The sequence below is a fragment of the Arthrobacter sp. G119Y2 genome (assembly GCF_038069765.1).
GTDB lineage: Bacteria > Actinomycetota > Actinomycetes > Actinomycetales > Micrococcaceae > Arthrobacter_B.
In genome coordinates this window covers 334,620-354,008 of record NZ_JBBPFS010000003.1, presented here as the reverse complement: position 1 = coordinate 354,008, position 19,389 = coordinate 334,620, and the positions used below count along the sequence as shown (strand labels likewise).

Below are 19,389 nucleotides of genomic sequence, written 5' to 3'. Positions count from 1 at the left end.
TCACGCATGTGACTGTCCTCCCGTCTCTGAGCTTGATGTGCTGATCGCGGAGGCGTGTGGACTCGCCGACGCCTGCATCAGGATTCCCGGACGCGCAGCCAGTGAGTGCGAGTGTCGCGACGATGGCGAGTGTTGCGAGGGCCTTCTTCATGTCCATTCCGTTCCGGCGCTGTGCGCCTCTGTGCGGGGTTCGTTTGGGTCGAGATGGGGAATCATCCCAACCGAGGGTCGGTGGCCTGTCAGGCGTCAGGGTATCGACTGACAGGCCATAGTGCAGGCATGGGTTACGGTGCAGGGTTCACGAACGGGCCTCCGGGGTGGTGCTAGGGGTCTGGTCTAGACCGGTGGTGGTTGCCCCTACGGGGAGGGTCTGGATGTGCGTGAGTGCGATGCCACCGGGGTAGCCCTCGACGGAGACGACTTCGGTGCCGTCGCCCATCTTCCAGATCGGTGTGCGGGTGGCTGATCGGCGGCCTTCTCCCACCCTGGCGCCGGGCCAGAACAGGACGGGCGTTCCCACGGGCAGCCGATCGCCGTTGGCCAGCTCGAGCAACACGTCCGCGTGGCAGGGCTGACTGAGCGGGCACCAGCACATCAGGTCCTTGCCGGCCAGCTCCGTGCGTATGTCTTCCACCATCGGTTCGTGCCTGTATCGGATCAGGTCAAAGGCTCCGGTGACGTAGGAGCGGTACATCGCCACGCACTGCTCGGCTGTCGCATCCTCCACCTGGTGCATGGTGATGATCGGGGCCTCATACGTCGAGCCGGGGTGAAAGAAGGCGTGCTGCTCGCCACTGCGCTTGTGGAGACGCCCTTCCCGCTCCCAGTCACCGCCGTCGCTGGCGGGCATGCGGACTTGCGTCTTACCGACCACGTAAGGGTTGCCCCACTTGCTGCCGCGGCCGACATAGACGGCGCCTTCCGGCTTCCGCCAGCCCTTCGTGCGCTGGCGCTGGATTCTCTGAGGGATCATGCTGCTGTCTCGCTTTCTGGTGTGTAGTGCTTGCCGATGTGGGTGATGGGCCTCTGCCCGACTTTGGTATCTGCGATGCAGGACCGGCAGTTGTGTGCTGGCTCGGTGTCGTGGTCTTCGCAGGGTGGTCCTGCTGGGGCTTGGGCTCCGATGTCCGGTGCCGTGGTGTCCCAGTGGGAGCCGGTCATGAAGATGACGTTCGGGTATTTCTTGGCTGGGTTCCTGGCGACTTTCACGGATGCTTCGACCAGTGCGGGGAACGGGGCGAAGTCCCGGTTGTTGCCGAACAGGGTCATCATCGAGTTGATGCCCCACTCGGGTCGGAGCTGGTGGAGGATGTTCGCCAGGTGGGTCGCTTGGAGCTGTGTGAGAGGAATTTCAGCAGGCAAGCGTCCGTCTCCTCACGCGTAATGTCCTGAACGATTGCTTGCTTGTCTCCCCAGATTCTTGAAAAGCCAACCACCCCCAGAAGGTGAGTTTTAAGTACTTGGTCTTGGTCTTGGTCTTGGGCATTGTTCCTGACGCGTTCCGGACGCGTTCTGTCCCACGGGACAACATGCGGGACATTACTGTTCCTCCTCCGTTCCATTCCTGTTCTGCCGCCATGCCGCTTTCCGTTCCCTAGCCTTGGCCTTATCAATCTCGACCTGCTTCTTCGTGCGCTGGTATTCGTCCCACGAGAGGAACCTGTAGCCCTCCTCGTCGTCCACCCAGAACCCGGCCTTGATGAGCTTCTGAGCCAGCTGCTTACCCTTCGGCCACGAGTCCACGTACCAGGCCGGCACGACCCCGTCAGTGAGGTAATCCGTGCAATATGTGCCGCAGACCAACCACAGACCCATAGCCTCCAGGCCGGCCTTCCGCGGCTTCGGGTGGGAGTGCATTTTGTCGTCCGCGTTAAACCACGCCATTGGGTATGACACCTCCAGATGGGTGCGTACTATCGCTTAGACATACGCGGACGAATAGAGCGGAGAACCGGTGGCTGTAGCTAAGTGTGGCTGGTGCGGCGTGCCAGGACACCTGACTCTTATGGAAACGGGGATAGCCAAGAGATCCAGAACCTCGGACTTCTTTGTTCAAGCTCCCTTTCTCTGCGACAACTGTGGTGCCATTTCTGTCGGCAGCGTTCATTCGGACAGCCAGCCGACAAGCAATGATCGACATGCCTTCCACTATTTCTTTGAAGTCAACGCGCCAGACATGTGGGCCCCGGATTTCCTTGAAGGACAAGACTTTCCGGATGTCCCCCGGCACATCGCTGACGCAGCTTCCGAGGCCCACAAAAACTGCAGTGTTAGTTGCTACATGTCGGCCATTCTGATGGCCCGCACCGTGATTGAAGCTACGGCGAAGAACAAGGGCATCACGAAGGGGACGCTGGAGGCGAAGATTGACGAGATGGTGGAGAATAATTTCATTCGCGAACATATCAAGGCGGTCGCGCATGAGGTGCGACATTTTGGCAACGATATGGCTCATGGAGACATAGACGTCCCGGTAACGCAGGATGACGCAGTCGAGGTGCTGGCGCTCATGGACGAGATCCTGAACGAGGTGTACCAAGGCCCGGCTCGCCTCGCCGCAATCCAGGCGCGCAGGGCCGAACGGAAGAAAAAGGACTGATCGCTTCACGCCGCCGCCTCTAGGGACTCCGCGACGATGCCCACCAGATCCCGCGCCGCAGGCGGCGTGACAGCGTTTCCGGCCTGCATGGTGCGCTCCTTCATAGTTCCGAGGATCTGGTAATCCCGAGGGAAGGCCATGCCCCAGGACTGTTCGTGCGGCTGGATCATCCTCATGAGTGCGTCCGTGACCTCGGGGCTGTCGTACTCCACGAGTGAGTGGTGGTTGCCGCCGGCGGCGAAGGTGTCGTACGGCATGGTCAGCGCGGGCTTGGCTTTGCCGTTCCTCCGCAGTGGCACGATGAGTGCGTGCCTGTCCCGGGTGGTGAATGTGGAGTAGGGCTGGTCTGCGGTGGCCGGCGTGGACTTCCCGTAGTAGGTGATCAGCAGGTTATCGGCGGCCGGGTATTTGTTCAGGCCGTCGACGATCCTGCCGAGCGTCTTCTCTGCCAGGGGCTTGGCCCTGTCGCCGATGCGCTTGCCGGTCAGCGACCAGTCGATGGCCGTGGCCGCAGCCTCTACCGCGGGTTCGAGGATGGCGTTGCGGCACTCGGTGCGCGGGCAGCGCCAGTGGTACTGAGTGCGGTACTTTCCCCACTGCTGGCCCTTGAACGCCTGGATGGCCTGTACCCGTCCGTGCTTGGCGCACTCGGCGTAGGGGCGCAGCTTGTTGAAGTCCGGCCGCGGGTTTCCCTTCTTCCAGAAGATGACGTACATCCGGTCGCGGGACTGCGGGGCGCCCTGGCCGAACGCCTGGGCGTGCATCGAGTTCATGTAGACCTGATGGTGCTCGTATCCGAGCGTCTCCATGGCGTAGAGCCAGGCGGGGAACGGGCCCCATTTGCCGGCCTCGACTACGTTCTCCGTCATGATCGCCTGGTAGTTATGCTGCTCGGCGAACCGGGGTACGTCCCACATTGTGGCGCGGGACCTCTCTGCGGCCTCATCAGGGAGTCCGTCGGTGAAGAGCAGCGCGTCGTTGCTGGGCCGCTTCTTCCCCTTGGCATTGGAGTGGTTTGTGCACTCCGGTGATGCCCACAGCAGGTCGGTCTTCGGCGTATAGCGGGGATCGATGTGCTGGACGTCGGCGCACGCATGGTCAGCGTCCGGGTGGTTGTGCTGGTGGGTGTCGATTGCGCGCTGCCAGTGGTTCAGGGCCAGCTTCACTTCGATGCCCGGGTTCATGATGGCTCCGGTGGAGCTGCCGCCGGCGCCGCAGAACATGTCGGTAAGGGTGAGACTCATTTGATGCTCGCTTCTTAATTCTGATTGGTGGATCGTTTGACGTGCCAGCGGCAGTCCGTGCAGTACTCGGCGTTGGCGCGGCCGTTGAAGTCGATGCCGCAGCGCCGGCAGATGTGCTCTTCGCTGCGTAGTTCCCGTGTGGGCAGGATGCGGGTGGCCATGATGCTCATGCGGCTGCCCTTTCGGTTTCGTAGGCTTCGGCCGTTGCTTCCGCGAGGCGCTGGCTGCCCAGCAGCACGTTTTCCGGGTGGAGCCTCATTGCCTGGTCATAGGAGCGCCGTGCTTCGGCTTGGAATTGTTCGGGCGTCATGGGCCTGTAGGGGACTGCGTTCCGGAGCCGGGCCCTAAGTGCGAGTTGCCGAACGTGCGATGCCTCGGACTTGGATGCGGCGATCTGCCGCTGCAACCCGATCAGGTGATTCCGCGCCTCGATGATCTGGACCTCGAAGGAGCGGAGGACGCGGGTTGGTTGCGCCTTCGACGCGCCGCGGACGTAGGTCATTCGGAGCACCCCCTGCATTCCCCGGTCTCGGTGAGCGGGTGGTCGCAGCTGGTGCACTGATTCGCGACGGAAGCGCGCTGACGCTTGGGCGGCATAACGACGGGCGGGCGAAGGGCGAGCGTGGGAACTGACATTGTTTCTCCTGGGGGTGGAAAGGGTGCCGCCCGTCAGGCAAGACGGGCGGCACAACGAAAGAGGGGTGGGCTAGAAGGGCGGATCGTTGGGGTTCTGCTGGCCCCCGAAGCCGCCGGCGGTCTGCTGGCCGCCCCAGGGGTCCTGCGCAGGCTGACCCTGCTGCTGGTTCTGCTGGCCGAAGCCCTGCTGGCTGCCGCCGAACGGCTGGCCACCGCCGAACTGCTGTCCCTGCTGCTGTTGGCCGCCAAACGACTGACTCTGCTGTTGGCCGCCGTTGCCGCGCTGGGCCCGAGTGACCTTGGCCGACGCCCACCGCAGAGACGGGCCAATCTCATCCACCTCCAACTCCATGACCGTGCGCTTCTCGCCCTCCTTGGTCTCGTAGTTGTTGGGCTTGAGCCGCCCCTGGGCAACGACGCGGGTGCCCTTTGTCAGCGACTCGGCCACGTTCTCAGCAGCCTCGCGCCAGACCGCACAGCGGAGGAACAGCGTGTCGCCGTCCTTGAACTCGTTGGCCTGCCGATCGAAGACCTTCGGAGTCGACGCGATGGTGAAGTTCGCAACCGCAGCGCCCGACGGAGTGAAACGCAGCTCCGGATCATTGGTCAGGTTGCCTACGACGGTGATGATTGTTTCGCCAGCCATGGTTATGCGGCCTCTCGTTTGACGGTGATGCGTCGGATAAATTCGTTGTCGATCAGGTTCCACTCGCCGGTGACCAGGTCGTAGAACGGAATGGTGGCCGGGTCCTCCCACCGGTGGAGCTTCCAGCCGTAGCGGCGGGCCGTCTCCGCGTACCGGGCGTCGGACTCGATCAGCCCGTTCAGGCGCGAGCACATGACGATGATGTTGGAGGGGACATCCAGGGATTTGCTGCCGCCCATGCCGCGGCCGGCGCGGTGCTGAGGGACGAAGGTGTCCTCCACTCCGACGCAGCCGCACGGGCAGTGCAGGTCCCGGGCCAGGTACTTGGCGAACGCCCGGCCGTTCATGCGCCCTCACCCCGGCCAGCTACTCCGAACATGGCCCGCACGCTGGCGCCGATGGACTGGTAAGCCCGCAGCTCCGATTCCAGTGCCTTGGCGAGCCGGTCCGCGTATTTGTATGCGGCGTCCGCAATGTCCCGGGCTGCTCGCTCCGTCTCGGTGGCCAACTCGGAGTGGTACTTCTTCTCGTGAGCTGGCCCCTCGTGAGCCATGTATGCCCGGGCGAACGCCTGGTCGTAGTCCCGGTCAGCGTCGAGGAACGCGGTGTACCGCTCATTGCAGACGCCGGCGCTGTTGGCGATGCGTGCGCTGATGTCGCGGATCCGCTGCTCAATGTTGACCGGGTTCAGCACATCTAAGCTCATGGCGTTTTCTCCACCTCGGTCAGCTGGCAGTCTGTCCAGTGGTCGGAAGTGTGTCCGGCTGGAAGGGCGCACGGGCGGCAGCTATATGTCCAGCCCTGACGGATCTTGTGCGGACCGTGCCAGTGGTTCTCACATGGGTTTTCGCATGCTGTGGCTTCCTCATCGCTGAACTCTGCTTCGGTTTGGTCCTCACCATCGCCGTAGTTGAGTCCACAGTCCTCGCAAAAGAAGTACTCATCCCAGCGGGTTTCTCCTCCGCAGGCGCCGCAGGAAGGGTGGTGAACCGAACACACCGGCAGGCTCATGCCGCTGCTCGGTGTTCCAGCGGCGCCTCAATCTGGGGCAGGACTGTGCCGTCCACCAGCTCGTTCAGCTCGCCGCGGCGGTACGCGGTGGCCAGCTTCTCCCGGCCATCCGTGGCAAACCGGACAGTGAAGGACGACGGCGACGCACCCGGGATCCGCTTGATGCCCGGAATGACCTCGCCGCTGTCGATGTCGACCAGGTCCCCGTCGTCACCCTCCATGGCGCGCTTGATCTTGTCGGCCAGCCACGAGGCCCGGACCTTCTTGAGCTTCCGCTCCGCCTGGGCGGGAATGACCTCGACGTCGATGCCGTCCTGTTCCTCGGCCCACTCGAACAGGGCGGCCTCATCCACTGTCTTATCCGTGGCCTTGCCCTCGGGCAGGGTGATCGAGGCGACTTTCGTGCCATCAGGCAGGGTCACGTTGAAGCTCTTGGTGCCCTCGTCCTCGTACTTCTCGAGCAGTCGGTCAAGGACGCTGGCGCGCTCGTCCTTCGTGAAGTCATTCAGGGCATCGGCGAAGGCCTTGATGAGGGCCATGCGGCGCAGTTCTTCCTTGATGTTCATGCTGCTGTCCTTTCAGAGAGGGCCTTGCCGGCCCGGTCGATTTCGTCGATGACTGCCTGTGGTGCTTCCATGCCGATGGCTCGCTGGCGGAGAGACAGGAGCAGCTCACGGTTGTTGCGGGCCTTCACCAGCTCCTGCTGCCAATTCACGGCCGGCGGCGCGGGGCGGGCCGCCGTGTCCGGCCGTTCGAACTTGCCCTGCTCCTCCTCGGCGGCATGCAGGTCACCCTTGTGCCAGAGGTCCAGCGCAGCACCGAACCGCATGCCGGCGTTCCGGAGGCCATCGCCGATGGCTTCCTTGATGGCGTTGGGGCCGGTCTTTCCCTGGGCATCGCCGTACCCGAGGCGGGTGACGCCGCAGACGGTGAGCTTGATCCAGAGGCCGCCCATGCCGTCGAGTTTCGGCAGGCCGTCCTGCCCGAACGCGACCGGTTCCCATGTCCATTCCGGATCCACCTCGAGGAGGCGGTCAGTGAGGGCGGCGTGGCCCACATAGTCCAGGTGCATGGCCGGCAGCCCGTGGTATCCGCCGCACTCACGGCACTGGCCGCGGTCGGAGTCCTTTCGGTACGGCTTGGGGAGCTTGCTGATCTGATGGGCCGCGAACGGCTCGCGGAGCCGGGCCAGTCCTGTGGTCTTATCGCTCATGGTGGGTTCCTATCCGCTGTAGTCGGCGCAGTCGTAGCAGTCCCGCCGGCGGCAGGTGCACGTGGAGGCATCGGCTTCCGCGTCGTCGTTCGCAGGCTCCGCGTTGTCGTAGGCCGCTTGGGCGGAGGCGAATCCGGTGATGCTCATGCCGCTACCGCCCCGTCTTCGATGGTGATTCCGAAGTCGCCGGTCTCGTCGACCATTTCGATCCACACCTGGTAGTCGTTGGCGACTGCCATCTCCTCGATGAGCTGCAGGTTGGTGGAGTCGAGCAGCGAGCCGTCAGCGATACGAATCACCTTGAGGCCGGGGTTGAGGGCGATGGCCATGGCGAGGGAGACGCGTAGCTGCTCGGCGCCGGAGGCCTGCTTGAACGGGACAGACTGGTACGTCACGCCTTCGGTGTCGAAGCCGAGCCCCTCGACCGGGAAGGTTGCGGCGGCCAAGCCCTCGGCCTTCCGCTTCTCGATCGCGGCCAGCTGGGCGGACAGGAACTCGGCGTCACCCTGCAGTGTGGTCAGCCGGTCCGTGACTTCGCTAAGTGCCCGGGCGGCGCGGACGTCGGCGTTGATCTGCTCGGCGTTGTCGATCTGCGACTGGATCGCCTCGAGGTCGGGCAGTACAGCTTCATCCCAGTCCTCGAAGTAAGCACGCGCCTGGCTCCGCTCCTCTTCGGCTGCAGCGAGCTGAGCGCGGAGGTTTTGGACCTTGGCCTGAGCTGCTTCGAGTGTCCGTCGCGATGAAGCCAGCTCGCGGTGCTGGACCTCCGCATCCCGGTACTTGGTGAGCAGCGCGGAGACGCTGAGTTCCTCCGCCGGCGCGTCGGCGGGGACCGTGTACTGGGCGGCCTGCCCCTGCAGCTCCTTCACCCTGCGGTTCACGTCCGTGCGCTCGGTGAAGACTTTGGAGCGCTCGGCTTCCAGCTTGGTCGGGTCGAACGGCAGCTCGACCAGGTCAATCAGCGTGGCCAGCTGTTCCTTGTCGGAAAGCTGCGTGAATGCCAGCGGGTCCAGCGACAGGCGGCCGAGCAGTTCGTCCAGCTTGGCCTGCCCCTTTGAGAAGGTGGCGCCGTCCTTTCCCTTCACCGTGAGCGTGGATCCTGAGGCGGTGAACTTACGGGTGACGATCAGGTCCTCGGTCTCCAGCACGATGGATGCCTTGTCCTCGCCGTCACGGATAGGCCGAGGGAGAGCCTTCGAGCTCGTGCCACCCAGCGCTGCGGTGATCGCATCCAACACGGAGGTCTTACCCTGGCCATTCCGGCCGGCGATGACGACGAGGTTGCCGTCCGGGCTGATTTCAACGGCGCGCAGACGCTTGAAATTGTTGGCCTCGAGCTTGATGATCTTGCTCATTTGGATGCTTCTTTCTGAGAGGTGGGTGTTGCGGGAGTCTTGGCGTGGCCCCAGCTGATGCTGGCGCCGAGGATTGAGAGGGCGAAGGCGGCGAGGATGACGCTGTCCGGGATCATGCGGTCACCCGCTTCGCCAGGGCGGCGAAACCTGTTCGGTCTTCCATGCCGCCAAACGAGGTGGGCTGCAGGCCGAGGTCCATGTCCCAGATGGGGTGGTGCCTACCGGGAGCGGTGCGGCCGATGAACCTGTCCGCGAGGAGGCGGCCAGCCGTCCAGGCCGCTGCGCGCCGCCTCATGCTGCGACCGGCAGCTGCGAGACCTCGCGCTGATCGCCGTAGCGCAGGATGCCGGTGGCGCCGAGGCCGGCAGCACCAAGCGCGCCGCTCACCGCCACGTTGAGGGAACCCTCGTATGCGTCCCGCCGGTCATGCGGCTGGTCGCCCCAGTAAATGTCCATCAGCCCTTCGAATGCGTGGAGTGCGTCCACGACGTAGTCGCGGAAGTCGGCGGTGTCGCTGCCGCCGATCTGCCAGGCGAGCTTGCGGCAGAAGTCGCGGAAGGTGCTGTCCTCGTGCTGGTTGTTGTCGACGCCGTGCCGGTTGTGGAACTCTCCGGTGAGCTGGCGGACAACGATGTCAGCCTCAATCCGGTTCAGCGGCTCTGTATGCTGGATGGTGGTCATCGGTACTCCTTGTTTGTGCGATGGCTTGAGGTCTCGGGCTGCCACCCGGGGCCTCTCTTGTTATGTAGGTCAGGAAGCCAGCGGCAGTGCCGCGGCGTATTCGTCAAGGTCAGCGGCCCGGTAGTAGACGCGGCCTCGGTGCTTGATGTGGGGCGGGCCGACCTGGAGACAGCGCCAGTTCCGCAGCGTCTTAGGGGAGAGCCCGAACATTTCAGCGACCTCAGCTGTCGTGAGCAGGGGCTTCATCGCGCCGCATTCCGGTAAGTCCCGTTCGGGAGTCCGCGCCAGATCCGGCAGACTCCGCCGGAGCGGCCAGGCCGCAGGGACTGATGGAAGCCAATCGGCGTGATGATCTGCGCCGAGTAAGCGGACCGGAACAGTGCGCCCCACATGTTCGGGTGCGGAGGCTGCCGGAGTCCGTGCTCCTCCTGCAGGGTGTAAGCGTCGAAGTCAGCGCCAGACTCGGCGACCTTGGCGAGCAGCTGCAGTGCGTCACCCTTCCATGTGGTGTCCTCTAGGGCTGCGGCAGTGCTCATGCTGCGCTCCTCTCCTGCGCCTTGTACTCGGCGATTTGTTCGGGGGTCATGTTGAACCAGGGGTCCGGCTCCGTCAGCGGCAGCTGCGCGGCCACTTCGAGGTTTGAGAGCTCGTTGTGCAAGTCATCCCAGCTGGCAGCCCCGGCAGTCTTCCCGTCTTCGATGAGGTTGCGAATCCGTTGGGTGATCGACTCGCAGCCGCTCACGCTGCGATCCTCTGCCTGGATACTTTTTTATGGACGGCTGACCCATGATCCGTGGACATCTTGGTCAAAAAAAGATCGTCGCTCGGTACGCCCAGGTAGTGGGCGATTCGGAGCGCGGGATCTGTGTTCAGCGTCTTGACGTCACCGCGGAGCAGTCGGCCAAGGTAGCTGTGGGTCTTGTATCCGGCTGCTATGGCCAGCTCTCGCTGGGAGACATCCTGAATAACCATGAGCTTCCGCAACTTCTTGGAATCGATGAGTTCCATCCACATATCTCCGATACTCGGGGCTGTTTGTACAAGTCTCACTTTACGCCTTCCTGGTCTCTGTGTCCACTAATAAGTAAGATCATGCACCATGTGGTGCCCAAAGTCCAGTAGGAACTTTCGACACCTGTTCCTTTAATTGGCGCGGCAGTAGGACGAGTGTCCACATTTTTGTAAAGTTGTAGGTGCCCACACCACCTAGATACTCGGTGCCCACCCTTGTTGCGCGGGGGCCGAGGTCAGTCAAGGATTGCCCCGTGAACAGTAAGCACCCACTCGGCCAACTCATCGAGAAGGTCCAGCGCGATAACGGCTGGTCGGATCGGGACCTCGCTGCACGCGCTCAATCCATGGAACTAGACCTCGGGAAATCCAACTGGTCCCGCCTCAAGAACCAGCCAGTGCTAACCTTCAAGCCCTCGCACATCAAGGGCCTGGCGCTGGTCTTGAAGCAGACCGAGACCACTGTTGCAAGAGCAGCTCTGGCCAGCATGGGGATCGACCTCGAGGGATACCAGGACGGAGACGTGCCGGCGGCCGTTCGCAATAACGGCGAGCTCTCAGACAGAGACAAGCGTGTCCTGCTCGCAGTGTTCCGTGAACTCGCGGCCTCACCGGCGGCGGAGTCCACGGACCTCACGCAGGACATGCACGAGCTCGCGGCCCATAAGGGCGACCGACACATCGGCCCCGATGACCTGCCCTACGAATAGGAAAACCAGTGACCGAATCTAACCTCCGCCAGCCCGGCGGCATCCAGAACCTCATCCTCGACCGCAAGGGCGACCGCTCGAACGAAGCGCTCTCCCGTGACTGCGGTGGCCGGCCCACTGGCAACGCGATTTGGAAGATCCTGCAGGGCGAGCTGAGGGGATTCCCGGATGTGGACACGATTCAGGGCTTGGCCAAGGGGTTGAAGGTGCCGGCCCGTGAGGTGCTGCATGCCTACGCTCGGTCTCTCGGTCTCGACATCGGAACCGCGGAGGAGCCCGACTACCTCCCAATACCCGGCGCCCAGAAGCTCCCGACAGAAGCCCAAGAGACACTCATGACCATGAGCCAGACCCTGCTCAACGCTTACCGCGGTGGCGACGGCGGCGACTGGGGCACCGGCGCTAAAGCGCCGGCCAAGTCCGCTGCCACGCAGTAACACTGCAGCGCCTTCGCGGCAGCAGCGCGGAAGTGTCACCGCCATCACCTACGGTTAATGCCCATGAAGCTAGACAAAATCGCAGCTGACTTGGGGGTCAGTGTCCGACAGGGCCCGGTGCCCGCCGGATGGTGGGGCGCCTACGACTGGCGTGACCACTCCATCACTCTCGTTCCAGGGCTTGCCCCCATCCAGTACAAACACGTATTCGCCCACGAACTCGGGCATGCCTTCTACCGGCATGTCGGTACCTCGCCCAGCATGGAGCAGCAGGCCTCGATCTGGGCAGCCCATCAACTCATCGACACTCCTGCCTTCCTCGAGGCAGCATTCGGTGCGGACACCCACATCGGTATCGCAGCCATCCTGGAGGTGATGCCGGCCGACGTCGAGACATATCTCGGCTCAATGGATGACCGGATATTCGAACAACTCATGGAAGTAATGAGCACTATCAAATCCTGTTAGGAGAAATTCATGGGGCGTCCCGAACTGCCGATTGGCGGGCACGGCAACATCACGACGTCGTGCCTTATACCCAAGTCACGGGAGCACCCAGGATTGTGGGAGGCGTTGGCCCGCTTCCGGGACCGCGATGGAGTCACGCGCCGGGTCAAAGCCAGGGAGCGCACTGAGCGGCGGGCCATCAACGCACTCATCGAGAAGATGTCCCAACGAAACCGCTTCGGCGGCGAAGACATAACGAGTGACACCCGGGTTGCCGCCCTGGCGGAACATTGGTTTGCCGGCGTGACCGAGTCGCCCGGAACGAAGGACAATTACCGCGGGCTGCTGGACGGCCATATCCTGCCACGGTTGGGCGAGAACCGGCTCCGCGAAGTGACCACCGGGAGAGTCGAACGGTTCATCGCAGAAGTATCCCAGCAGCGAACGGAAACCATCACCGCCAAGAATGGGCGCCAAATGAAGGTCAAGCGCGGCGGGCCGACGGCAGCGAACATGTCCCGGACTGTCCTTGCGTTGATGTTCGCCTTGGCCGTGCGGCATGACGCGATGGACTTCAACCCGGTGCGGGAGTCTCGGCGTGCAGCCGTGCCAAGGACTCAGATCCGCGCCCTAACCGTGGAGGAATACAGTCGGCTCCGCCAGAACATCCTGACCTGGCAAGACTCTGGGGTGATGGGCCCGCGCAAATCCAAGGACCTCATAGATAAGGTCGACCTCTTTGTTGCGACGGGCCTTCGACCGGGGGAGCTGCTCGGCCTGCGATGGGAGGACGTCGCCTTTGACTCAACCCCGCCAACTGTCGAGATCACCGGAACGGTCAAGCGCACGAGCAGCGAGGGGCTGCACCGCCAGGCGTACACAAAGACCCAGCACGGCGAGAGGATCCTCGGCCTGCCGGCCTTCGCCGTGAAGATGCTTGCAGCACGGAAGCTTGCCGAAGCGCCGGACTCAAACCCGCTGGGGCTTATCTTCCCGTCGCAGGCCGGGACAGTGCTGGACCCGGGGAACTTCCGTCGTCAATGGCGGGAGGCCCGAGGTGACGAATTCGAATGGGTGAAGCCGAGCAGCTTCCGGAAGGCTGTGGCCACGCTGATCGAACGCGAGGCCGGTTCTGTGGTTGCTTCGCGCCAGCTCGGGCACTCTTCCGACGCCGTCACGCGCAAGCACTATATAGAGAGGAACAGGGCCACGCCGGACACCACCCGAATCCTTGAACAGTTCGCGGCCCTGCAGGGGGACGCTTACGGGACGCTTACTCCGGAAAAGGGACACTTACGGGACGAAAACGCCGGGACCGGGTCGGGACAATAGCGGGCCGCTTCGGCTGTTGCCGCAGGTGATGCCTATATAGATGGGATAGCTCCGGGACAGGCCCGGGACGCTGACTGCCTAACCATGTGTTGTCGGTTCGAGTCCGACCTGGGGTACTGCGGTTTTCTTACGGCCCGGGTGTTCTGTCCGCCGTCCTGTCCTCCGGATTTACCACGCCGGACTCGTCCGGATGCGCCACCCGCAGGTGCGAGGAAACCAGGCGGACAGCTTCGTCCTCCGTCGCGGCGTCATACTCCCAGCTGCAGGAACAGCAGCGGGCGTGCGGCGTTCCGTCCTCGGCTACCGAAACACCCCATGCTTCCCCGGGCAGCAGATAGAAGCCGCCGTAGGTGCCGGAGAACTCCCGGAGCGGGTGGTCCGACTGCCGGTGATAGCTCTGCTCGATCATGATTCCTATTCGTCGGATGCAGCCGCCGGGATGGCCCCTTGGGCGGTTTTATTTTCCGTGCGGGAGGGCGGTCCCAGCCCGCAGCGGGTTCCGGCGTGCGGGCGCCCGTCAGTAGCATGAGGAGGACAGGCGGTGCCTGCAGCTCCAGCTCAAAACGCGGCTGCAGCGCGGAGTCCAAGCCCAAGTTTCCAAGCCTAATCTGCGCCGGGAGTGGCCATGAGCAATGCCCTGAGACTGGAAAACCCGTCCAAGGACACCTACGTGCTCCGCAACATTAGCGGACACGATCTCGTGAATGTGGTGGTTGACGGGTCACGGGTGGGCGTGAACACCAAGAACCTGCCCGCCGGGATGAACCTCGCCGAGGGCGAGGCCGTGGAGTTCCACATGTATCACGGCGGGGGAGCGTCCCTGCCGAAGGATCTCTACATCCGGTGGGACGGCGCCCCGGACTGGGACGTCGTTCCCGTTTAGCCCTCTGCCGCGCCGCCCCTGCGGCCCCTGCCCTGACGCCCCTGGCAGCACCTTCCCGGACGCCTCTGGAAGCACCTGCCGCACCTTCCCGGACCCCTCCGGCAGCACCTGACGCACCTTCCCGTAACGCGGCTCACTGCGCCGTGTTTGACGCCACAGCATGATCTGCCCCATACTTGGAATCGATTCCATGGAATCGATTCCACAACGGTGTAGGGAGCAGAGTGCGGTCAACGACGATCAAGGACGTGGCGAGGAAAGCCGGCGTCTCGGCAGCCACGGCATCGCGCGTGCTGTCCGGGCACTCCGCCACCTCCGAGGACGCCCGCCAGGCTGTGCGTGAGGCCGCCGCCGAGCTGGGCTTCCGGCCCAACGCCCAGGCCCGCTCGCTGCGCAAGACCAGCACCCAGACCATCGGCCTGCTGCTGCCCGATATCCGCAATCCCTTCTTCGCTGACCTGGCCCACGCCATTGAGCAGCGCGCCAGCGAATTCCAGTACCTGACACTCTTCGGGAACGCCAACGAAAGTCAGGAGCAGCAGGAGCGCTACCTCGACGTCATGCTCTCCCAGCGCGTGGACGGCCTGATCGCCGCACCGCAGGGCGAAGCCAGCAGCCTGGTGGGCATCCTGGCCGGCGAGGTGCCCACGGTGTTCGTGGACCGCGTGGTGGACGGCGCACCCGTTCCCGGCGTCACGGCCGACAACGCCGGCGGCATCGCCGACGCCGTCCGGCACCTGACGGCGCTGGGCCACCGGCGCATCGGCTACATCGCCGGCCCGCAGTCCACCTCCACCGGGCGCGAGCGGCTGCAGGCGTTCCGTGCCGCCGTCGCCGAAACCGGGGCCGACGACGACGGCGACCTCGTCTTCCTCGGCGACTTCCAGTCTGCCAGCGGTGCGGCCGGGGCACGCCGGCTGCTGGACCTTCCCATGCCGCCCACGGCCCTGCTGGCCGCCGACAGCCTGATGAGCATCGGCGCTGTCGGCGTGTGCAACGAGCGGGGCCTGGCCATCGGCACCGACATTGCGTTTGTTGCCTACGACGACATTGAAGCCTTCACGCTGCTCAACCCGGCGCTGACGGTGATTGCCCACGACGTCCACGCCATGGGACGGCTGGCCGTTGACCTGCTGATCGCGGAAATTGCCGGTGAATCACCCGAATCCGTGGTGCTCCCGAGCAGGCTCATCATCCGCGGCTCCACCCCGTCCCTTCCAGGAGGAAACCCAGCATGAGCGAGACCCCCATCCTGACGCTCGAGGGCGTCACCAAGTCTTTCGGACCGGTGACGGTGATCGACGGCGTCACCGTCCACGTGCGCCCGGGCAAGGTCCAGGTGCTCCTGGGCGAAAACGGCGCCGGTAAGTCCACGCTCATCAAGATGATGTCCGGGGTCTACCAGCCCGACGGCGGACGCATCCTCGTGGACGGCAAGCCTGTCTCGCTGCCCGACACCAAGGCCGCCGAAGCCCTGGGCATTGCCACCATCCACCAGGAACTGAACCTGGTGGGGTCCATGAGCGTTGCCGAGAACATCTGCCTGGGCCGGATGCCGCGGAAGTACGGACTGGTGGACCGGCGCGCCATGAAGGCAAAGGCGCAGGCCGCCCTGGACCTGATCGGACTGGACGTGGATCTGGACCAGCCGGTGGGGGAACTGGGCATCGCCCGGCAGCAGCTGGTGGAGATTGCCAAGGCGCTGAGCCTGGACGCGCGGATGCTGATCCTGGACGAGCCGACCGCAGCGCTGACCAACCACGAAATTGCCTCACTGTTTGCCGTGGTCGAGGACCTGCGCCGGAAGGGCGTGGGCATGGTGTTCATTTCCCACCACCTGGACGAGATTGCCGCCATCGGCGATTCGGTGTCCGTGCTGCGCGACGGCAAGTTCATTGCCGAGGTTCCCGCGGACACCCACGAGGACGAACTGGTCCGCCTGATGGTCGGCCGCGACATCGACCAGCAGTTCCCGCGCCGCCGGGAATTCGCCGGGCCGGCGGAAACGCTGCTCGAGGTCCGGGGTCTGTCCATGAAGGGCCTGATCCATGACGTGTCCTTCTCCGTTGCCGCCGGCGAAGTGGTCTCGCTCGCCGGGCTGATGGGCGCCGGCCGCACCGAAGTGGTCCGTGCCATCGCCGGAGCCGACTCCTACACGGCCGGTTCCGTTCACGTCCGCGGAAAACAGCTGCCCAAGGCCGACATCGGCGCAGCCATCCGCGCCGGCCTCGGCCATGTCCCAGAGGACCGCAAGGTCCAAGGCCTGGTGCTCGGGGCGGCAGTGAACGACAACATTGGCTACGCCACCCTGAAAGCCACAGCCCGGGCCGGAGTGGTGGACTTCACCGGCCAGCGAAAGCGCGCACAGGAGGTGGCGGACCGGCTGCGGATCCGCATGCACAGCCTGGACCAGGCCGTCGGATCACTCTCCGGCGGCAACCAGCAGAAGGCAGTTTTTGCCCGCTGGATCGTGGCCGGGTCCACGGTGCTGCTGCTGGATGAGCCGACCCGCGGCGTCGACGTCGGCGCCAAGGTGGAAATTTACGAACTGATCAATGCCATTACCGCCGCCGGCGGCGCCGTCGTCATGGTGTCCAGCGAACTGCCTGAGGTTTTGGGCATGAGCGACCGGATCCTCGTGATGAGCGGCGGACACATCGCCGGTGAGCTCGACGCCGACGGCGCCACCCAGGACGCCGTGATGTCACTGGCGGTGCGGGATATACAGCGTGACCTGGAAGACCAACTGATGAAGGACGGATCATGAACAAGGCAGCGGTGCAGACACCGGAGACGGGTGCGCGCAAGCAGGCACCGGCAAACACCGGGGCACGGACAAAGAAGTTCCTCGCCGACAACGGGGCACTGGTGGGACTGGTGGTCCTGGGACTGGCGCTCTTCATCGCCACGCCGGACTTCCTTACCGGCCCGAACCTCCTGAACATCGGAATCCAGGCCTCGGTGATTGCCGTTTTGGCCTTCGGCATGACCTTCGTGATCGTTGCCGCCGGAATCGACCTGTCGGTGGGCTCCGTTGCCGCGTTGTCGGCCATGGGGTCCGCCTGGATGTTCACGCAGGGGAACCTGCCCGGCTGGCTGGCACTGCTGGGCGGGCTGCTGATCGGCGCCCTCAGCGGAGCGGTCAGCGGCTTCGCCGTCGCCTACGGCCGGCTGCCTTCCTTCATCGCCACCCTGGCCATGCTCAGCGTCGCCCGCGGCCTGACCCTGGTCCTCTCCGACGGCCGGCCCATCGCCACCGCCGACGAAGTGTCCTTCCTGGGCGGAGACCTGGGCCCGATCCCGATGCCCATTGTGGTGCTGGTCATCGCCGGCATCGCCGCCGCCCTGATCCTGAACTACACCGTCATCGGCCGGTACATGTACGCCGTGGGCGGCAACACCGAAGCGGCCCGCCTTTCGGGCATCCCGGTGCGCCGGGTCCTGGTCACCGTCTTTGCGCTGTCCGGACTCTTTGCCGCGCTGGCCGGGCTGCTGCTCTCCGGACGGCTTGACTCCGCCCAGCCCCAGGCCGCCTCGGGCTACGAACTGGACGCCATTGCCGCCGTCGTCATCGGCGGTGCGTCGCTGGCCGGCGGTATCGGGCGCATCAGCGGCACCCTGATCGGTGCCCTTGTCCTCGTGGTAATCCGCAACGGCCTGAACCTGCTGAACGTCTCCTCGTTCTGGCAGCAGGTAGTCATCGGCCTGGTCATTGCCCTCGCCGTCGGCGCCGACGCGCTGCGCCGGAAAAACTCCACCCACTAACCCCTCACCACCGCAACACCTCACCAAAAAGGAAATAACAATGAAGTTCTCCTCCGCCCGCAAGACCGCGGCCCTGACCGTATCCCTTGGCCTGCTGCTGACTGCCACCGCCTGCAACCGCGGTGACGACGCCGCTGCCTCCGGCGGTTCGGTCACCCTGGCCATCTCCACCCTGAACAACCCCTTCTTCGTGGAACTGCGCGACGGCGCGCAGGCCGCCGCCGAAGAGGCCGGTCTGGACCTCGACGTCCTGGACGCCCAGAACGACTCCGCGACCCAGACCAACCAGCTCGCCACCGCCGCCACGTCCGGCACCGAGGGCGTCATCATCAACCCGGTGGACTCCGATGCCGCCGCCGCCTCCATCAGCCCGCTGCTGAGTGCCGGCACCCCGGTGGTAGCCGCTGACCGCACCGTCAACGGCGCCGAAGTCCAGTCCCTGGTTTCCAGCGACAACAAGGCAGGCGGACGCCAGGCCGCCGACGAACTGGCCAAGGCCATGGGCGGGGAAGGCGAAATCATCATCCTGCAGGGAGTTGCGGGAACCTCCGCCAGCCGTGATCGCGGCGCCGGTTTCGCCGAAGGCATCAAGGCCTACCCGGGCATCAAGATCGCAGCACAGCAGACCGCAAACTTTGACCGCGCTGAAGCACTGAACGTGGCAACGAACCTGCTGCAGGCCAATCCGGGAGTGACCGGCATCTTTGCCGAGAACGACGAAATGGCACTGGGTGCCATCCAGGCCCTGGGGAACCGCGCCGGCACCGACGTCAGCGTTGTGGGCTTCGACGGCACGGAGGGCGGCTTCACCGCCATCAAGGACGGTACGCTGACCGCCACCATCGCCCAGCAGCCGGCCGAGCTGGGCAAGCGCTCCGTGGAGGTTCTCGCGCAGCTGCTCGACGGCGAAACTGTCGACGCCACCATCCCGGTCCCGGTCACCACCGTGAACGCAGCAAACCTGGCTGACTTCGCCTCATGAAAAAAGCCGGCATCCTCAACGCGCCCCTGAACGCAGCTATCGGCCGGCTCGGCCACGGGCACCTTGTGGTGATCGCCGACTGCGGGCTCCCGATCCCCGACGGCGTCGAAGCCGTCGATCTGGCCCTCGTCCAGGGGGTGCCGCCCTTCGCCGACGTTTTGGCGGCGCTGCTGGCGGAGATCGAGGTGGAAGGGGCGGTCATGGCTGAGGAAGCCGAAGGTACCGCCGTCGAGCGCCGGCTCGCAGCGGCCGGGCTGAAGCCCGAAACGGTGACGCATGAAGAGTTCAAGGCGCTGCTCCCGTCCGTACGGCTGATCGTGCGGACGGGGGAGGCCACTCCTTTCGCCAACGTCATGCTCCGCTGCGGAGTGGGCTTTTAACCGTCTCCGGTCCCGGGGGCAAGTGGTAGCGGAGCAGAATGTGATGAGCGTTACAAG

At 64.5% G+C, this 19,389-nt stretch carries 31 protein-coding genes; 11 read left to right on the top strand and 20 right to left on the bottom strand.

Annotated features, from left to right (window positions below):
- Positions 1-298 precede the first annotated feature (298 nt).
- The 3 genes from WKB88_RS08195 to WKB88_RS08185 form a co-directional block, all read right to left on the bottom strand.
- Positions 299-973, bottom strand: a complete 675-nt coding sequence (locus WKB88_RS08195; protein WP_341394043.1) for a DUF4326 domain-containing protein — start codon at positions 971-973, stop codon at positions 299-301.
- Positions 970-1,362 carry a hypothetical protein gene (locus tag WKB88_RS08190; protein ID WP_341394042.1) on the bottom strand — a complete coding sequence of 131 codons (393 nt, stop codon included), beginning with the start codon at positions 1,360-1,362 and terminating at the stop codon, positions 970-972. The genes WKB88_RS08195 and WKB88_RS08190 overlap by 4 nt, the downstream gene beginning before the upstream one ends.
- A 177-nt stretch (positions 1,363-1,539) precedes the next feature.
- A complete protein-coding gene (locus WKB88_RS08185; protein WP_152221753.1) occupies positions 1,540-1,884 on the bottom strand; it encodes a hypothetical protein in 345 nt (114 codons plus the stop codon).
- Positions 1,885-2,005: 121 nt separating this feature from the next.
- On the opposite strand from WKB88_RS08185, the gene WKB88_RS08180 reads away from it, so the two are divergent.
- Entirely contained in the window at positions 2,006-2,599 is a 594-nt protein-coding gene (locus WKB88_RS08180) for a DUF4145 domain-containing protein (RefSeq protein ID WP_341394041.1), read from the top strand.
- A 5-nt stretch (positions 2,600-2,604) separates the two neighbouring features.
- On the opposite strand, the gene WKB88_RS08175 is transcribed toward WKB88_RS08180, so the two are convergent.
- From WKB88_RS08175 to WKB88_RS08100, 16 genes are all read right to left on the bottom strand, one after another.
- Positions 2,605-3,843 (bottom strand): DNA cytosine methyltransferase, encoded by a 1,239-nt coding sequence (locus WKB88_RS08175; RefSeq protein WP_341394040.1) that lies wholly within the window; start codon positions 3,841-3,843, stop codon positions 2,605-2,607.
- Between the two features lie 14 nt (positions 3,844-3,857).
- On the bottom strand, positions 3,858-4,013 hold the full coding sequence (locus WKB88_RS08170) for a hypothetical protein (protein ID WP_341394039.1): 156 nt from the start codon (positions 4,011-4,013) through the stop codon (positions 3,858-3,860).
- On the bottom strand, positions 4,010-4,345 hold the full coding sequence (locus WKB88_RS08165; protein WP_341394038.1) for a hypothetical protein: 336 nt from the start codon (positions 4,343-4,345) through the stop codon (positions 4,010-4,012). The genes WKB88_RS08170 and WKB88_RS08165 overlap by 4 nt, the downstream gene beginning before the upstream one ends.
- Before the next feature lie 204 nt (positions 4,346-4,549).
- A complete protein-coding gene (locus WKB88_RS08160) occupies positions 4,550-5,125 on the bottom strand; it encodes a single-stranded DNA-binding protein (protein WP_341394037.1) in 576 nt (191 codons plus the stop codon).
- A 2-nt stretch (positions 5,126-5,127) separates the two neighbouring features.
- Positions 5,128-5,472, bottom strand: coding sequence for a hypothetical protein (locus tag WKB88_RS08155; RefSeq protein ID WP_341394036.1), 345 nt, complete (start codon positions 5,470-5,472; stop codon positions 5,128-5,130).
- Entirely contained in the window at positions 5,469-5,831 is a 363-nt protein-coding gene (locus WKB88_RS08150) for a hypothetical protein (protein ID WP_341394035.1), read from the bottom strand. The genes WKB88_RS08155 and WKB88_RS08150 overlap by 4 nt, the downstream gene beginning before the upstream one ends.
- Before the next feature lie 301 nt (positions 5,832-6,132).
- The gene (locus WKB88_RS08145; RefSeq protein WP_341394034.1) at positions 6,133-6,702 is read right to left on the bottom strand and encodes a hypothetical protein; all 570 of its coding nucleotides are present in this window, start codon (positions 6,700-6,702) and stop codon (positions 6,133-6,135) included.
- Positions 6,699-7,349, bottom strand: a complete 651-nt coding sequence (locus WKB88_RS08140; RefSeq protein WP_341394033.1) for a hypothetical protein — start codon at positions 7,347-7,349, stop codon at positions 6,699-6,701. The genes WKB88_RS08145 and WKB88_RS08140 overlap by 4 nt, the downstream gene beginning before the upstream one ends.
- 9 nt (positions 7,350-7,358) lie before the next feature.
- Positions 7,359-7,496 carry a hypothetical protein gene (locus WKB88_RS08135; protein ID WP_341394032.1) on the bottom strand — a complete coding sequence of 46 codons (138 nt, stop codon included), beginning with the start codon at positions 7,494-7,496 and terminating at the stop codon, positions 7,359-7,361.
- Positions 7,493-8,704, bottom strand: a complete 1,212-nt coding sequence (locus tag WKB88_RS08130) for an AAA family ATPase (protein WP_341394031.1) — start codon at positions 8,702-8,704, stop codon at positions 7,493-7,495. Before WKB88_RS08130 ends, WKB88_RS08135 begins: the two co-directional genes overlap by 4 nt.
- Before the next feature lie 112 nt (positions 8,705-8,816).
- Positions 8,817-8,999 carry a hypothetical protein gene (locus WKB88_RS08125; protein WP_341394030.1) on the bottom strand — a complete coding sequence of 61 codons (183 nt, stop codon included), beginning with the start codon at positions 8,997-8,999 and terminating at the stop codon, positions 8,817-8,819.
- On the bottom strand, positions 8,996-9,385 hold the full coding sequence (locus tag WKB88_RS08120) for a hypothetical protein (RefSeq protein WP_341394029.1): 390 nt from the start codon (positions 9,383-9,385) through the stop codon (positions 8,996-8,998). Before WKB88_RS08120 ends, WKB88_RS08125 begins: the two co-directional genes overlap by 4 nt.
- Positions 9,386-9,454: 69 nt before the next feature.
- Positions 9,455-9,631 carry a helix-turn-helix domain-containing protein gene (locus tag WKB88_RS08115; protein WP_341394028.1) on the bottom strand — a complete coding sequence of 59 codons (177 nt, stop codon included), beginning with the start codon at positions 9,629-9,631 and terminating at the stop codon, positions 9,455-9,457.
- The gene (locus tag WKB88_RS08110) at positions 9,628-9,921 is read right to left on the bottom strand and encodes a hypothetical protein (protein ID WP_341394027.1); all 294 of its coding nucleotides are present in this window, start codon (positions 9,919-9,921) and stop codon (positions 9,628-9,630) included. The genes WKB88_RS08115 and WKB88_RS08110 overlap by 4 nt, the downstream gene beginning before the upstream one ends.
- A complete protein-coding gene (locus tag WKB88_RS08105) occupies positions 9,918-10,127 on the bottom strand; it encodes a hypothetical protein (protein ID WP_341394026.1) in 210 nt (69 codons plus the stop codon). The genes WKB88_RS08110 and WKB88_RS08105 overlap by 4 nt, the downstream gene beginning before the upstream one ends.
- The gene (locus WKB88_RS08100) at positions 10,124-10,393 is read right to left on the bottom strand and encodes a helix-turn-helix transcriptional regulator (protein WP_341394025.1); all 270 of its coding nucleotides are present in this window, start codon (positions 10,391-10,393) and stop codon (positions 10,124-10,126) included. The genes WKB88_RS08105 and WKB88_RS08100 overlap by 4 nt, the downstream gene beginning before the upstream one ends.
- 350 nt (positions 10,394-10,743) lie before the next feature.
- Here WKB88_RS08100 and WKB88_RS08095 point away from each other — a divergent pair, with 350 nt between their 5' ends.
- The 4 genes from WKB88_RS08095 (at position 10,744) to WKB88_RS08080 (ending at position 13,322) form a co-directional block, all read left to right on the top strand.
- Positions 10,744-11,106: a hypothetical protein gene (locus tag WKB88_RS08095; RefSeq protein WP_341394024.1), complete on the top strand. Its 363-nt coding sequence runs from the start codon at positions 10,744-10,746 to the stop codon at positions 11,104-11,106.
- Positions 11,107-11,114: 8 nt separating this feature from the next.
- The gene (locus tag WKB88_RS08090; RefSeq protein WP_341394023.1) at positions 11,115-11,543 is read left to right on the top strand and encodes a hypothetical protein; all 429 of its coding nucleotides are present in this window, start codon (positions 11,115-11,117) and stop codon (positions 11,541-11,543) included.
- 63 nt (positions 11,544-11,606) lie between these two features.
- Positions 11,607-12,011 carry an ImmA/IrrE family metallo-endopeptidase gene (locus tag WKB88_RS08085; protein WP_341394022.1) on the top strand — a complete coding sequence of 135 codons (405 nt, stop codon included), beginning with the start codon at positions 11,607-11,609 and terminating at the stop codon, positions 12,009-12,011.
- Between the two features lie 9 nt (positions 12,012-12,020).
- A complete protein-coding gene (locus tag WKB88_RS08080) occupies positions 12,021-13,322 on the top strand; it encodes a site-specific integrase (protein ID WP_341394021.1) in 1,302 nt (433 codons plus the stop codon).
- 127 nt (positions 13,323-13,449) lie between these two features.
- Here WKB88_RS08080 and WKB88_RS08075 read toward each other — a convergent pair whose 3' ends face one another.
- Entirely contained in the window at positions 13,450-13,731 is a 282-nt protein-coding gene (locus tag WKB88_RS08075) for a hypothetical protein (protein ID WP_341394020.1), read from the bottom strand.
- 216 nt (positions 13,732-13,947) lie between these two features.
- On the opposite strand from WKB88_RS08075, the gene WKB88_RS08070 reads away from it, so the two are divergent.
- From WKB88_RS08070 to rbsD, 6 genes are all read left to right on the top strand, one after another.
- Complete coding sequence (locus tag WKB88_RS08070; RefSeq protein WP_341394019.1) at positions 13,948-14,205, top strand: hypothetical protein; 258 nt, start codon at positions 13,948-13,950, stop codon at positions 14,203-14,205.
- A gap of 224 nt (positions 14,206-14,429) precedes the next feature.
- A complete protein-coding gene (locus WKB88_RS08065) occupies positions 14,430-15,443 on the top strand; it encodes a LacI family DNA-binding transcriptional regulator (protein ID WP_341394018.1) in 1,014 nt (337 codons plus the stop codon).
- The gene (locus WKB88_RS08060) at positions 15,440-16,972 is read left to right on the top strand and encodes a sugar ABC transporter ATP-binding protein (RefSeq protein WP_341394017.1); all 1,533 of its coding nucleotides are present in this window, start codon (positions 15,440-15,442) and stop codon (positions 16,970-16,972) included. The genes WKB88_RS08065 and WKB88_RS08060 overlap by 4 nt, the downstream gene beginning before the upstream one ends.
- Positions 16,969-17,970 carry an ABC transporter permease gene (locus WKB88_RS08055; RefSeq protein WP_341394016.1) on the top strand — a complete coding sequence of 334 codons (1,002 nt, stop codon included), beginning with the start codon at positions 16,969-16,971 and terminating at the stop codon, positions 17,968-17,970. Before WKB88_RS08060 ends, WKB88_RS08055 begins: the two co-directional genes overlap by 4 nt.
- A gap of 40 nt (positions 17,971-18,010) precedes the next feature.
- Positions 18,011-18,952 carry a substrate-binding domain-containing protein gene (locus WKB88_RS08050; protein WP_341394015.1) on the top strand — a complete coding sequence of 314 codons (942 nt, stop codon included), beginning with the start codon at positions 18,011-18,013 and terminating at the stop codon, positions 18,950-18,952.
- Positions 18,949-19,332, top strand: a complete 384-nt coding sequence (rbsD, locus tag WKB88_RS08045) for a D-ribose pyranase (RefSeq protein WP_341394014.1) — start codon at positions 18,949-18,951, stop codon at positions 19,330-19,332. Before WKB88_RS08050 ends, rbsD begins: the two co-directional genes overlap by 4 nt.
- Positions 19,333-19,389: the final 57 nt, after the last annotated feature.

What these genes read in the sequence shown, in the direction of transcription:
- WKB88_RS08195 (WP_341394043.1), bottom strand. Translation starts at nt 973, where the DNA reads ATGATCCCTCAGAGAATCCAGCGCCAGCGCACGAAGGGCTGGCGGAAG.
- WKB88_RS08185 (WP_152221753.1), bottom strand. Translation starts at nt 1,884, where the DNA reads ATGGCGTGGTTTAACGCGGACGACAAAATGCACTCCCACCCGAAGCCG.
- WKB88_RS08180 (WP_341394041.1), top strand. Translation starts at nt 2,006, where the DNA reads ATGGAAACGGGGATAGCCAAGAGATCCAGAACCTCGGACTTCTTTGTT.
- WKB88_RS08175 (WP_341394040.1), bottom strand. Translation starts at nt 3,843, where the DNA reads ATGAGTCTCACCCTTACCGACATGTTCTGCGGCGCCGGCGGCAGCTCC.
- WKB88_RS08170 (WP_341394039.1), bottom strand. Translation starts at nt 4,013, where the DNA reads ATGAGCATCATGGCCACCCGCATCCTGCCCACACGGGAACTACGCAGC.
- WKB88_RS08165 (WP_341394038.1), bottom strand. Translation starts at nt 4,345, where the DNA reads ATGACCTACGTCCGCGGCGCGTCGAAGGCGCAACCAACCCGCGTCCTC.
- WKB88_RS08160 (WP_341394037.1), bottom strand. Translation starts at nt 5,125, where the DNA reads ATGGCTGGCGAAACAATCATCACCGTCGTAGGCAACCTGACCAATGAT.
- WKB88_RS08155 (WP_341394036.1), bottom strand. Translation starts at nt 5,472, where the DNA reads ATGAACGGCCGGGCGTTCGCCAAGTACCTGGCCCGGGACCTGCACTGC.
- WKB88_RS08150 (WP_341394035.1), bottom strand. Translation starts at nt 5,831, where the DNA reads ATGAGCTTAGATGTGCTGAACCCGGTCAACATTGAGCAGCGGATCCGC.
- WKB88_RS08145 (WP_341394034.1), bottom strand. Translation starts at nt 6,702, where the DNA reads ATGAACATCAAGGAAGAACTGCGCCGCATGGCCCTCATCAAGGCCTTC.
- WKB88_RS08140 (WP_341394033.1), bottom strand. Translation starts at nt 7,349, where the DNA reads ATGAGCGATAAGACCACAGGACTGGCCCGGCTCCGCGAGCCGTTCGCG.
- WKB88_RS08135 (WP_341394032.1), bottom strand. Translation starts at nt 7,496, where the DNA reads ATGAGCATCACCGGATTCGCCTCCGCCCAAGCGGCCTACGACAACGCG.
- WKB88_RS08130 (WP_341394031.1), bottom strand. Translation starts at nt 8,704, where the DNA reads ATGAGCAAGATCATCAAGCTCGAGGCCAACAATTTCAAGCGTCTGCGC.
- WKB88_RS08125 (WP_341394030.1), bottom strand. Translation starts at nt 8,999, where the DNA reads ATGAGGCGGCGCGCAGCGGCCTGGACGGCTGGCCGCCTCCTCGCGGAC.
- WKB88_RS08120 (WP_341394029.1), bottom strand. Translation starts at nt 9,385, where the DNA reads ATGACCACCATCCAGCATACAGAGCCGCTGAACCGGATTGAGGCTGAC.
- WKB88_RS08115 (WP_341394028.1), bottom strand. Translation starts at nt 9,631, where the DNA reads ATGAAGCCCCTGCTCACGACAGCTGAGGTCGCTGAAATGTTCGGGCTC.
- WKB88_RS08110 (WP_341394027.1), bottom strand. Translation starts at nt 9,921, where the DNA reads ATGAGCACTGCCGCAGCCCTAGAGGACACCACATGGAAGGGTGACGCA.
- WKB88_RS08100 (WP_341394025.1), bottom strand. Translation starts at nt 10,393, where the DNA reads ATGGAACTCATCGATTCCAAGAAGTTGCGGAAGCTCATGGTTATTCAG.
- WKB88_RS08095 (WP_341394024.1), top strand. Translation starts at nt 10,744, where the DNA reads ATGGAACTAGACCTCGGGAAATCCAACTGGTCCCGCCTCAAGAACCAG.
- WKB88_RS08085 (WP_341394022.1), top strand. Translation starts at nt 11,607, where the DNA reads ATGAAGCTAGACAAAATCGCAGCTGACTTGGGGGTCAGTGTCCGACAG.
- WKB88_RS08080 (WP_341394021.1), top strand. Translation starts at nt 12,021, where the DNA reads ATGGGGCGTCCCGAACTGCCGATTGGCGGGCACGGCAACATCACGACG.
- WKB88_RS08075 (WP_341394020.1), bottom strand. Translation starts at nt 13,731, where the DNA reads ATGATCGAGCAGAGCTATCACCGGCAGTCGGACCACCCGCTCCGGGAG.
- WKB88_RS08070 (WP_341394019.1), top strand. Translation starts at nt 13,948, where the DNA reads ATGAGCAATGCCCTGAGACTGGAAAACCCGTCCAAGGACACCTACGTG.
- WKB88_RS08060 (WP_341394017.1), top strand. Translation starts at nt 15,440, where the DNA reads ATGAGCGAGACCCCCATCCTGACGCTCGAGGGCGTCACCAAGTCTTTC.
- WKB88_RS08055 (WP_341394016.1), top strand. Translation starts at nt 16,969, where the DNA reads ATGAACAAGGCAGCGGTGCAGACACCGGAGACGGGTGCGCGCAAGCAG.
- WKB88_RS08050 (WP_341394015.1), top strand. Translation starts at nt 18,011, where the DNA reads ATGAAGTTCTCCTCCGCCCGCAAGACCGCGGCCCTGACCGTATCCCTT.
- rbsD (WP_341394014.1), top strand. Translation starts at nt 18,949, where the DNA reads ATGAAAAAAGCCGGCATCCTCAACGCGCCCCTGAACGCAGCTATCGGC.